The sequence below is a fragment of the Streptomyces soli genome (assembly GCF_003999195.1).
Lineage (GTDB): Bacteria > Actinomycetota > Actinomycetes > Streptomycetales > Streptomycetaceae > Actinacidiphila > Actinacidiphila soli.
In genome coordinates this window covers 1-12223 of the sequence record NZ_RJVR01000155.1, presented here as the reverse complement: position 1 = coordinate 12223, position 12223 = coordinate 1, and the positions used below count along the sequence as shown (strand labels likewise).

8 protein-coding genes are annotated in these 12223 nt (G+C 69.0%); 4 read left to right on the top strand and 4 right to left on the bottom strand.

Annotated features, from left to right (window positions below; all coding sequences use genetic code 11):
- Positions 1-538: 538 nt before the first annotated feature.
- The 3 genes from EFK10_RS13630 (at position 539) to EFK10_RS53250 (ending at position 3786) form a co-directional block, all read left to right on the top strand.
- Positions 539-1468 (top strand): oxygenase MpaB family protein, encoded by a 930-nt coding sequence (locus EFK10_RS13630; RefSeq protein WP_127355972.1) that lies wholly within the window; start codon positions 539-541, stop codon positions 1466-1468.
- Between the two features lie 173 nt (positions 1469-1641).
- Positions 1642-2718: a hypothetical protein gene (locus EFK10_RS13625; protein ID WP_127355971.1), complete on the top strand. Its 1077-nt coding sequence runs from the start codon at positions 1642-1644 to the stop codon at positions 2716-2718.
- A 744-nt stretch (positions 2719-3462) separates the two neighbouring features.
- Positions 3463-3786 carry a zinc ribbon domain-containing protein gene (locus EFK10_RS53250; protein ID WP_127355970.1) on the top strand — a complete coding sequence of 108 codons (324 nt, stop codon included), beginning with the start codon at positions 3463-3465 and terminating at the stop codon, positions 3784-3786.
- A gap of 298 nt (positions 3787-4084) precedes the next feature.
- On the opposite strand, the gene EFK10_RS13615 is transcribed toward EFK10_RS53250, so the two are convergent.
- From EFK10_RS13615 to EFK10_RS48635, 4 genes are all read right to left on the bottom strand, one after another.
- On the bottom strand, positions 4085-5185 hold the full coding sequence (locus EFK10_RS13615) for a PP2C family protein-serine/threonine phosphatase (RefSeq protein WP_206305440.1): 1101 nt from the start codon (positions 5183-5185) through the stop codon (positions 4085-4087).
- Positions 5131-6237 carry a SpoIIE family protein phosphatase gene (locus EFK10_RS53245; RefSeq protein ID WP_127355969.1) on the bottom strand — a complete coding sequence of 369 codons (1107 nt, stop codon included), beginning with the start codon at positions 6235-6237 and terminating at the stop codon, positions 5131-5133. Before EFK10_RS53245 ends, EFK10_RS13615 begins: the two co-directional genes overlap by 55 nt.
- A 538-nt stretch (positions 6238-6775) precedes the next feature.
- Positions 6776-7255, bottom strand: coding sequence for an RrF2 family transcriptional regulator (locus EFK10_RS13605; RefSeq protein ID WP_127355973.1), 480 nt, complete (start codon positions 7253-7255; stop codon positions 6776-6778).
- Positions 7256-8160: 905 nt separating this feature from the next.
- A complete protein-coding gene (locus EFK10_RS48635) occupies positions 8161-8490 on the bottom strand; it encodes a hypothetical protein (RefSeq protein WP_127355968.1) in 330 nt (109 codons plus the stop codon).
- A gap of 570 nt (positions 8491-9060) precedes the next feature.
- On the opposite strand from EFK10_RS48635, the gene EFK10_RS13595 reads away from it, so the two are divergent.
- Positions 9061-12210: a discoidin domain-containing protein gene (locus EFK10_RS13595; RefSeq protein ID WP_127355967.1), complete on the top strand. Its 3150-nt coding sequence runs from the start codon at positions 9061-9063 to the stop codon at positions 12208-12210.
- Positions 12211-12223: the final 13 nt, after the last annotated feature.

Genomic DNA, 12223 nt, shown 5'->3' with positions numbered 1-12223 from the left:
GCAGCAGCGGCCCCATGATCGTGCGGTCCGCGACTGCCGCCGCAAGTCCGCCCAGGACGGCAGTGGCGGCGAGAACGGGGATGGGGTACCGGCCGCGTCATCGAAGCCAAGACCACCATCGCCGTCATCTGGCTGATCGCCGGACCATCACCAGCGGGCAGCCGTGGACATCGACGAGTTGGGGGCTATGTATGGTCCTGCATCCGCGAAGCGGCCTTAAGTATGACATCAGTTCCTGACATCAACGGCGGCGAACGGACCGCCGCGGTTACAGGAGTACGGCGGGCGCCGCGCACGAGCAGCGTTCCCGCCGGTTCCTGGGACGCTGGATCGAACTCAAAGCGGTGTTCCCCGCGCATGCGCACGAAACGAGCCACACGCCAGGCTCGCTGCGTAGAATTTCCGTCGAGCCGTGTGCATCGGTCACTTGCCCATCAGGGCTGACCGCGCACCAGCCTTGGGGGGAACGTGACACATCGATGTCCAACATGCAGACGCGAGGCCGTGCCATCGCCCGGATCGGTGGCGGAGCACGCCCATGCCCATGCGTAGCGATCGGTCGACGCCCGAGCCGCTCGGCCCGTCGTCGCTGGCCTGGCGGTACTTCAGCGACTGGCGGGGCATGCTGGTGGGCCTGTGGGCCGGGTCGATGCAGAACATGCATCCCGGTCTTGGCGCCGGGGTGGAGGAGCACTCGCGATTCTTCGACGAGCGCTGGGAGCGGCTGTTCCGTTCGCTCTACCCGATCGCCGGGGTTTTGTACGACGGCCCGCACGCGGCCCGTACCGCGCGCGAGGTGCGCGACTACCACCTCGGCATCAAGGGCATGGACCGCCAGGGCCGCCCGTACCACGCGCTCGACCCGGACACCTTCTTCTGGGCTCACGCGACCTTCGTCATGGTTCCGGTGCTTGTCTGCCAGCACTTCGGCCGCCCGCTGACGGAGGAGCAGAAGGAGCAGCTCTACGCCGAGGGCCTGCAATGGTACCGGCTTTACGGGGTGAGCGACCGTCCGGCCGCGGCGGACTGGCGCGGCTTCTGTGCGTACTTCGACCGGGTGTGCGTTGAGGTGCTGGAAGACAACTGGGCGACGCGCGCCGTGCTGAACCTCCGGCGCATCGGCAAGCCGCCCGCGCTGGGCTGGCTGCCGGACGCCATATGGTGCGTGATCCGCGTCCCGCTGACGCGGTCCTTCGTGTGGCTGACCGTCGGGATGTACCCGCCGGCGGTGCGGGCCAGGTTGGGCTACCGCTGGTCGCGGCGGAGCGCGCTCGCGCTGTGGCTGCTGGGCCGCGCGGTCGCACTCGGCTGGCACCTGGTGCCGTTCGAGCGGCGTTACCACCCGCGCGCCCGGGCCGCCTGGCAACGCGCCCGCGGGCTGTCCGTACCGCCGGTAGAGACGCCACGGCGGAACCTGCCTCCGCTTGAGCGCCGCGGCGACCCCAAGCACTACGCGCCGGACGTGTAAGAGGCCGCGCAATTGGTGGGTGGGACAGCGACGAGTTCCGTGCGCAGTGCTCCCGCGCGTCGCTGCGATATGGCGATCGCTGGGGGCCGGGTGGCGACCTCGGCGACCGGCTCCGCGGGAACAGGACCGCGTGCGGAGCCGGACTGTCAGCCCTGCCTCATACGCTCCCGATCATGAGCAGATGGTTGCGGAACCCTGAGGTACTGGTGGAACAGGCGGCCCAATACCGGGAGCTCGCCGGTCGCGGAGACCTGGCAGGTCTGGCCCGGGCGGTGATGCTAGCCGCGTGCCACAACGGCTCCATGACGGGGCCCGGCGTCGAGGCCATGCACTGGCTGAGAGGACTGCCGGCCGCCGACCGGCTGGAGTTGGCCCGGACCTGGGCGTCCTGGCACTCCCGCGTGGAGCAGGTGTGGAGCGTCGAGGAATTCGTGAGGGGCACGAGCTACCTCCGCGGCGAGCTGCTCGTGGTCGCGACGGGCGTCGCGCGCGATCTCGACCCGGAGCTGCTGCTCATCGAGCGGCAGGCCCGGCTCTCAGAGGTGGCCGGCGAGTACGTCGTCTCCGGGCACCGGGACTGGGAGCTGGCCGAGGCGGAAATCGCCGCCGAGCGGATACCCGGCCCCCCGGTGCTGGCGGCCTTCCGGCGCACCCTGCTCGACTACCACTCCGAGCCCGGCCTGCGGGCGCTTCTCACCCGCTTCGCGGGCCCGCCGCTCAACCCCGGAGAAGCCTGGGCCGATCAAGCCCTCGCCGACGCGGCCGTCGGCGGCGAGGTCTGGCACGCTCTGCTCGCCCATGCCGCTCCGGCGACCGCCGGCGCCCCGTCGGTGAAGTGGGTACGCACCGGCCGGGAGCTGCTGGACGCCGCGGAGCCGGAGATAGTCCGGCTCCGTGTCCAGCAGTGGTTCGAACTGGTGGGCCGCGAGCGGACCGTACCGCTGCGCGGCTCGCACGGCCGGCGCTCATACGACCCGTTCAACGTGCACGCACTGCGCGGACTGGCCTGGCTGCTCTCGCTGCTGCCTGCCCGGGACGACACGTGCGACGCGCTGGCCCGCCTGGTCGAGACCGCGCTGAGGGGTCTGCCGGATTCCGGTCTCCACCCGGTGAGGGTCGCCGAAGCGGGGGTGGTCGCGTTGGCGCGCGCCGGGAACCGGGCAGCGCGAACCGAGTTGGAGAGCCTGCGCAGGCGCGTCACGCACAAGACGGTGCTGCGGCGCATCAACCGGGCCCTTGCCGGGCCATGACGGGGCCCGCAAGGAGGCACGGCCCACGGCGCTGATCCGATCAGGTGCGCCCCCGGCGTCCTTGCGTGGTCAGCCGGCGGCAGGAGCAGGTGGGCACCGCGCTTTGCACGGCGCCAACGGTCGCGTCGGAGTCAGTGCCGATGCGGCAGGTGCCGACCCGGCGAAGGACGAACGGGAGGACCGGCGCAGGTTTTCTCGCGGGCGATCGGAAGCGCAACGTGGCCGTGGCTCGGCGCGCCGTCCTTTTGACAGCCGGCAGGACGCACATCAATCTGAACGTGGGAGCCCCGGCAACCGGAGGATGGACGCCGTCCCACGTGCGTTCTCGATGCCTGTCGCGGTACGCCCTGGCCATGGCGGCCGGGTACCTGCTGACGACCGGCGCCACGCCCACCGGCGCCGCGACGGCGAAATGGTCAGCCATGCTCCCGCTGCCTCGGCCTGTGTGGTCAGGCTCGCTCTCCACCAACTGCTTGGTCTCCTGCACGGACTTCCGGCCGCTGAGCCGATCGAGGGTGACAAGAAGTTCCCTCACAGCCTTTGCTGCCGTACGGGATCCGGCAACGCCGGTACCTTGGACCTTGGCTTTGCGGAGATCGGACCACCGTGGGGGGCTGCCGGGGCTGGGAGACCGGAGCCGGTGCACCCACGCCGCGTCGCAGACGCAGCAGAGCATCGCCGGCCTGCCGCATCAGCTCGGTCTCCTCAGCGGTCGCACCCTGGCGGGAGACCGCCTAAACCGGGGTGGTACTCGGGCACATCAGTGAGGCGTACTCCTCACAGACGTGCCCGGCGTGCAACCACCGGACAAAGGTCCGCGGCCGCGAGTACGTCTGCAAGAACACCATCTGCGGGTTCCGGCTTCACCGGGACGCGGTGGGCGGCGTCAACATTTCAGACGCTTGCCGTCAACGACGGGCAGTTCCTCCCGGACCCCGACCTCCGCGTGGAGGTCATGTATCGCCGAGCCCAACCCGGCTGGAGCCCTCTCCAGCGGACACTGCACGCCTACCACCACAACGTCCTCGGACGAGCCGGCCGGGAAGCGCGCAGGGAAACACGGCGTAGCGCCCCGAACCGGGCCACCCGCAGCACCACCGCGGGCGTAGCTGTCGTCCCCTCACCACGAGGAGACAGCACCGACCAGACAGACGGCACCACCACCCCCACGGGTGCTGGCCGGACACCCGTCCACGCCACCTGACCAGTCAGCGCAAGACAGAAGCCCCGGCCCTCAGGCCGAGGAGGTTCACAGGCTCCGACCGCATGGTCCAGCGTTTGCGGCCCCGGCATGCCGCCGACCGTCCCCTCGCCGGCCTCTCCCGCGAACGGGCACTCGGGATTCATCCCACAGGCGGGCGGCCCGTCAGCCAAGTTGACGATGCTCCCAGTCGCCCGGTGCAACGCGATGGGCGACCAGGGCTGCGAGGTCGTCGTCGCGGGTGCCCGAGACGTAGGCGCGCAGGTCACGGTGGAGGTGGTCGAGGAGTTGGCGGGGGGCTGCCGACGGCCAGCGGCGGACGCGTTGAGTGAGTGGGTAGAAGGTCCCGGTGAGGTCGCGACTGTCGCTGACGCCGTCGGTATAGAGCAGCAAGCGATCGCCGACGGTGAAGGGGACGGCGTCGACCTGGTAGTGGGCGCCGAGCAGGGCAGCCATGTTGATGGGAGGTGACGGCGCGGTGGGTTCCACCTCGCGCACTTCTCCGTCGTGCAGCAGCAGCGGCGCCGGGTGCCCGCAGTTGACCAGGCGCGCGATGGGTTGCCCAGCAGGGATCTCGACGAGCAGGACGGTGATGAAGAGCTCCATCGCGTCATCACCGGCGAGGTACTCACAATATTGGTTCATGCCGGTCTCCAACTGGCCTGCCAGATAGGGCAGATCAGGTGCGTCCCGCGCGTTCACCCGGAACGAGCTGAGCATCACGGAGGCAGCCTCGACGGCCGGAAGTCCCTTGCCGCGCACGTCGCCGATGATCAGCCGCACCCCGTGCGGGGTCTGGAACACTTCGTAGAAGTCGCCCCCGATCCGGGCGTGTGCGGCAGCGGCCTGGTAGAGCAGCTCGATGTCGAGATACCCGAGGTGCTGCGGTAGCGGACGTAGCAGCACCTGCTGCGCGGCCTCCGCTACGATGCGGACCTCGGCGAGGGTGCTCTCCCGCTGCTGCCGTACCCGGCTGGCGTAGGCGGCGGCCAGGGTGATGGCCGTGATCGCCAGCAGGGTGAACAGGCCCGGTGTCTGGCCCAGGTCGTGGTTGGCGGCGGTGAGGCCGACGGCGGCGATGAGGGCCAGCAGCCCGATGGCCAGCGTGCCGGCCACCGGAAACATGGCGGCGGCCAGTGCCGGCGCCGCCCCGAGCAATCGCATGAATTGCAGGTGGGGGGTGAGGATTTCCGTCACCGTGGCCAGCGCGATCACCAGCAGCGGGGTAAGGAGCACCAACTCGAACGGGCGCCGATCTTCCGGCATCTGCTGGGGGAGCCGCTTCGGGGTGATCGCTTGCCGCAGCGACCGAATGGTGATGCTGCGGGATGCGATGGGTTCCTTGACCTGCATACCCATGTCTTTAGCTCCTTTAGGTTGGGATGGCTCGTACACGCTGCGTGTTCGTGGCGGGAGTCAAGGTCGGCTGTCAGGGTGGGCTTCGCGGGGTTGCCTGGGCAGGTGCCGCCGGGCCTGTGCGGTCGGTTCGAGTTCGACGCCCGCGGTGGCCGGCCACCAGGGGACCCCGAAGGGGGTGGCGGCTTTCGGGATGCGGGCTCATGCCGGGCGGGACTGTTCGGTCCAGACGGTCTTGCCGGAAGCGGTGTAGCGCGTCCCCTGTTGCTGTGTGAGCTGGGTGACGGGCCGCGGCCGCCTTCATCGCTGAGCTTCGGCTTCCGCAGATGGGGAGCCGCACTGCTGGTGTCGGAGACCTCGCAGATGAGTGTGCGGTCGTCATTGATCAGACGGAGTTCCACCGGCCCGGTGGAGTAGTGGATGGCGTTGGTCACCAGTTCGCTGACGACCAAGGTGGTGGTGTAAGCGAGTTCGTCGAGCATCCATGCCGCCAACTGCCGGCTGGTCCACGTGCGGGCGGCGGCGACAGGCGGCAGGGTCTGGGTCGCAACGTTCTCGGCGTCCAACGCCCGCGTGCGGGCCGCGAGGAGGGCCGGCTCGTGGCCGGGGGACACACCACGGCGGACGCCCTCAAGGATCTCCTGCACATCTGGTCCGGATCGCCTCAACACCGCGTGGAGCCGTTCTGTCGTCGCCTGTGGATCGGGGTGCGGGTCGTCGGTACCGCCGCTGTGCAGGAGCAGGATGCTACCCGGAGGTATGTCGATCTCGGTGGTCTCGAAGGGGTGGCCATCGGCGCTCAGGGGCGGATGGAAGGCCAGGCCGGGGGCGCTGACGATGCCGCCCGAGGAGACGATCACGAGGTGCGAATCGCCTGCCGTCCTGTATTGCGTATACGTCGGGCTGCAGGGCGCCAGCCGCGAAGCCACGTCATGGGCGCAACGAATTCGCCGCCGGCGCATTTATGACCGCGCGGTGGCCTGCTGAGGCTGTCGGTGATGGCGTGGACGTGAGCGGTCATCTGCGTCCGGGACAACAGGCCGATGTCGGGGCCCGAGGAAGGTGTTGCTCACCCCGGTACCGGTGACGTACACCGCGTTGAAGCCGAGGTCTTCGGCGATCCGGTCGGTCAGGGCGTTGGCCACGCCCGGCAGCAGGTAGCACGAGGAGCGCGGTGGCCAGCAGGGCCCGGCGCGGCGCCCGTGCGGTCACCGCTGTCAGGATCGGGGACAGCAGGGCCTAGAGGAAGCCGACGTGACCGACTGCCCGGCCGTTGCGGTGGACACGTGCAGCGAGGCTGCGGTGTCGGGTAGGAATCCCGCCACCACCAAGGCGTCGGTGCCGACCGCGAACGCGCCCAGCCCCAGCACCAGCCTCGCGCCCAGCCCGCGTTGCCGGGGCTTGGCGCGGTTCTTTGCCGCCCCCCGCGTATCAATATCGGGATATTGGACATCCCGGTTCTCCTTCCACGTATGCCCTTCCAGACGGACAGGCAATTGATCAGCCGCCAAGACGCTCGTAGAAACGACGCGTCCGGCCAGGCACTGCGGCGGGGGCGTTGGCGATCAGGTCGGCGAGCGTCTGTGCGGCCAGTTCCCTACGCCAGGCCAGCTCGGCCCGGCGCATCGCGGCGGCAATGCCACACGGGCGCGTGAATTCGCCTTCGGCCGCTTCCGTGCCAGCCCCGCGCTGGCGGATCTCGGTGCACCGGAATGCCTCGTCCGGTCCCTCGACGGCCGCGACGACGCCCATTAGTGTGATCTTCTCCGGCGGCCGAGCCAGCCGGAACCCGCCCTGAGCCCCGGGTATCGACGCCAAGATGCCCGCACGAACTAGCGCCTGCAGCCGCTTTTTCAAGTAGACCGGCGGCAACTCGAACAACGCCGCCAGCCTGCCCGTCGACACCGGAGCCTCATCCTCCAGCCACGCCAGCACCAGACAGCAGTGCAGACCCCACTCGACTCCCTCACCTATGCGCATAAAGGGGATATTACATGTCCCCTTTACGGCGGGCGACCCCAGAAAATGCCGGAACCACGCCACCGAGCCGCTTCTGTGCCGGGCCACCTCCGCGTCGATCTCGACGAGCTCCTTGCGCAGCCGCTCCCCACGATCGGCCAGCACCACCCCTGTGGGACTCTGTCGCCCGATTCAGGTGACCAGCGGAAGGCGTCGACCGGCACCAGCGGCGATGCGCAAAGGTGCAGGTCGCGGTGATCGCCTTCGCGCCCTTCCCGAATCGGGCGACAGAGTCCTGTGGGTGCCGAAAATGCCATCCATGCAGGTTGGTCCTGGGCGAAGGTCGCGAAGGTCGCACTGGTGTCGAGGGCAAGCGGTGGAGGGCAGCTTCGCCCGGTGCGCGGTCACGGGTGACAGCGGCACCAAGAGCATCTCCCCATGTACGGCCAGCGACCCCCCACAGGCGGTCACCACTGGCGGCCGGTTGCGGTCCCCACTGGCGGGCTGCTGGTAACGCACGGTGACCGTCGACCGGCCGGCTCACGCCGACGCGGCGCAACCCCGGCGTCTCGCACAGCGGCCCGCCCGATCCCGCGATGGCCCGGAGGCGTCCAGACCGCGGCCCTCTCCTGGCGACACTGACCGGAATCTCCAGCCAGGGGGTGGCGTGCACCTGAGCTCGGAGAACCTTGGGGGTGGCGGCGAGCCGGAGCGTGCCCCGGCCGGGGGCGCGGTCTAACCTCAGCACCACCGTTGGGACAGTTGGTCTCAGGACGCCGTCCACTATGCCGAACGCAACGGCGGAAGGCTCACGCCACGACTCCCAGGAGAGTCGATGGCGGTGAACACGGGCTTGCCGGTCTGGCGCTGCAGGGCCAGCAGCTGTTGGCGCAGCGTGAGGATCTCGATGTCCTTGTCCCGGTCGCTCAGTCACGTTGGCTACGGACCGGCGGTCCGTCAGCTCTTACACGATCAGCACCAGCCGGGTTGAGACCAGCCCGGACGAGCATCACGCGGGCGGCAGGGCGGGCATCGGGTACGTGATGTCGTCCCGGCTGTCCCGTGGGCGTCGCGGGTGGTGGCGCCGGTGATGGGGAGCCACGCGGGGTGCCGCCGAAGTGCCCGGCGGCGAAGGTGACGGAGATGACGGGGTGCAGGCTGTTCCCCTCGTTGCAGGCGTCCCGGTGGGCGTTGCTGATGGCGAGGGCGGCGGTGTGGCGGAGGGTCGCGGTGGTGGCCTGCTTCCCGGTGGGCACGCCGTACTCGGCGGCTCGCCGCTGGTAGTGCTTGGTGAGGGCGCGGCTGTTCGGCTTGTCCAGGGCGCCGGTGCGGTAGTGGGCGTTGTGGCGGGCGCTGTCGTACGCCTCGTGGGCGAGGTCTTCCAGGGTCAGTGCCTCGTTGATGCGTTTGGGGTGTCCGGTGGCGCGGGGCGGCGCGGGCGTGACCGTACCGCCTCATCAGCCGCCACCTACCCCGCACCGTGTACGCCGGCGGCCGTCATGGCGAACAAGCGGCGCAGCGGGTGGGGAGCGGACACAGGTCCTCCATGGGCGCGTCGTTGCGTCGTATGTGCGGCGTCACGCCGGATATATCGGATGTGCTCCAGTGCGTGTCCACGTCATTCCTCCCAGGTGACTGCCTGGTCGGTGGTGCCGTCGTGGATCACCGACGACGGGTAGTGGATCCATCACCCGAAGTCAGCTGTGCGCGCGCTCTCTTCCAACAGTCTGTGCAATATTTTCTTTACCGAATCGGAATCTTGCGGTGCTCCAACGTGCTCTGTACGGTCGGGGCGCCGAATACTGAAGTTCCTGAAGGAGCATCCCATGCGTGAGATCCCAAGACCCTTACGTGGCACGGGGCTCGTCCCGCGCCTGGCTGTGGCCCTTGTCGCCGTGCTCGGCATGGTTTGGATGTCCTTCACGCCGGCCAGCGCCGCCTCCCGCACCGCGGCTGCCCAATCGGCGTCGGCCGCCGTCGCGGCGCCCGCCGCGAGCACCGCGGCGGGCGCCACCACCCCGTTCACCACCTATGAGGCCGAGGCCGGCACCCCGGGCGGGGGTGCCAGCACGATGTCGCTGACTTCGGCGCCCACGACGCAGTACTCAAGCGCCGCACTCGAGGCGTCCGGGCACGCGTACGTCCACCTCGGCGCCACCGGCCAGTCGGTGCAGTGGACGAACAACACGGGGCAGCCGATCAGCTTTATCAACTTACGTGCCAGCGTTCCTGACTCCTCGTCGGGCGGCGGCATCACCGGCACGCTGAACCTGTACGTCAACGGCGTCTTCCGGCAGGCGTTGAACCTCAACTCCAAGCAGACCTGGGTGTACGAGGGCAACAACAACTACAACACCAGCGACGACCAGAACCCGGCGGACGGCTCCCCCCGCGTCTTCTTCGACGAGTCGCACACCTTCGTCACCGGCACGCCGATTGCCCCCGGCAGCACCTTGTCGCTGCAGAAGGACTCCTCGAACAACGCGTCCTTCTACGACGTCGACGCCATCGACGTGGAGAACCCGCCGGCGCCGATCGCCCAGCCCGCCAACTCGATCTCCATCACCAGCTGCGGCGCGGTGTCCGACAACAACCCGACCAACGGGTCCGGCGACAGTCAGTCGGTGGACAGCACCGCCGCTATCCAGAACTGCATCAACCAGGCGCAGTCCCAGAGCAAGATCCTCTGGATTCCGCAGGGCACCTTCTACGTGAAGGGCACCACGGCCCTGCAGGCCCAGGGCATAACCATCGCTGGGGCAGGGATGTGGTACACCACGATCTACCGTGACGTGCCGGTGCCCAACAACACCCCCCTGGCAGCGCTGTTCTCCCTGACCTCGTGCACCGTGCAGAACTTCCACATCGACGCCAACGCCGTCAGCCGCAGCACTATCGGCGGCGACGGCGGGGCCATGGACACCACCGGCACCAACTGGGTGGCCGACAGCATCTGGACTCAGCACACCATGTCCGGCTTCTGGGCCTCGGGCACCGGCGGAAAAGTGCAGAACAGCCGCCTGACCTCGATCTGGGCCGACGGGATCAACCTGAACAACGTCTCGCTCAACTCCAACACCGGAAACAACCTGACCGCCACCAACAACTTCGTGCGCGGCACGGGTGACGACGCGATGGCGATCAACTCGGTCAACTACAACACCAGCGGCAGCACGACGACCTACTACAACCCGATGTCCAACACCACGCTGACCAACAACACCGCGGTCGCGCCGTGGGGCGGCAAGGGCATCGGGATCTACGGCGGCAGCGGGCACCAGGTCAGCAACAACTACATCAGCGACACCGCGCGGTACATCGGCCTGGGCGCCGGCCGCTTCGGCGTCAACGGCAACGACCTGCAGTCCGCGACCGTGTCCAACAACGTCGTCGTCAGGTCGGGCGGCAACGCCTACAGCCAGGGCCAGCCCGCACTGCACATCGGCAACGGCGGCGACGGCCAGAACACCGGCACCGTCGACCACGTCACCGTGACCGGCAACACCGTGGCCGACTCCCTCTACGACGCGATCGGCTTCTCCACCTCGACCAACACGCTGCTGCAGAACAACACGATCACCTCCCCCGGCCGCAACGGCATCGTGATCGCGCCGCCGTTCTACCCGGCGCCCACGGGGTCGGCGAACATCACCGGCAACACCGTCTCCGGGCTGAAGGCCGGCGCCACCGCGTTCGCCAACAACTCCAGCGGCTTCACCGCCACGCTGAGCAACAACAGTTGGCAGGGCAGTGGCGCGGTCGAGGCGCCCTTCGGTGGAACCGCGGCCGCGGTTCCGGGCACCGTCCAGGCCGAGAACTACGACACCGGCGGTCAAGGTCTTGCCTACAGCGTCACCTCGGTCAACGGCACCGGCAACAGCTACCGGGCCGACGGCGTCAACCTGGAGACAACGTCCGACACCGGTGGCGGCTACAACCTCGGCTGGACCGGCAGCGGGCAGTGGTTCCGCTACACGGTCAACGCGGCCTCTGCCGGGACGTACACCGTGAGCCTGCGGCTCGCGGCTCCCAGCGCGGTGAGCGGCGCGCTGCACATCTCCAACGCTTCGGGCACGAACCTGAGCGGGGCCGTCGCCATCCCGGCGACCGGCAGCTTCCAGACCTGGACCACGGTCACGGTCAGTGTCACGCTGCCGGCAGGCCAGCAGGTCCTGACCGTCAACCAGGACGCCGGCGGCTGGAACATCAACAGCCTGTCGTTCGCGACGGCGATCGGTGGCCCCTCGGCGGCGACCCTCTCGCTCTCGCCGGCCTCGCTGACCTTCGCCAGCCAGGAGGTGCACACCTCCAGCGCCGCGCAGACCGTCACGGTGACCAACTCCGGTACGGCCGCCGCCTCGGTCTCCTCGATCGCGGCCAGCGGTGACTTTGCGCAGACCAACACCTGCGGCACGTCCATCGCCGCCGGGGCCTCCTGCTCGGTCAGCGTCACCTTCACGCCGACCGCGTCGGGCAGCCGCACCGGCAACGTCACCATCACCAGCAACGCGTCCAACAGCCCCACCACCGTTGCCCTGTCGGGCACCGGCGCCAGCACCACCAGCACCAACCTCGCCGCCGGCAAGGCCACCAGCGAATCCAGCCACACGCAGACGTACGTCTCGTCGAACGTAACGGACGGCAACCAGTCCACTTACTGGGAGAGCGCCAACAACGCCTTCCCGCAGTGGATCCAGGTGGACCTCGGCTCCGCGCAGAGCGCGTCCCGCGTCGTCCTCCAGCTGCCCGCCAGCTGGGGCGCCCGCACCCAGACGCTGTCCCTGCTGGCGAGCACCGACGGCTCCACCTTCACCACGGTGAAGACGTCGGCGACCTACAGCTTCGACCCGGCCAGCAACAACACCGTCACCATCACCTTCCCCGCGACCACCCAGCGCTACTTCCGGGTGAACGTCACGGCCAACTCGAGCTGGCCGGCCGGCCAGGTCTCGGAGCTCCAGGTCTGGAACTCGTGATCTGACCTCGTCC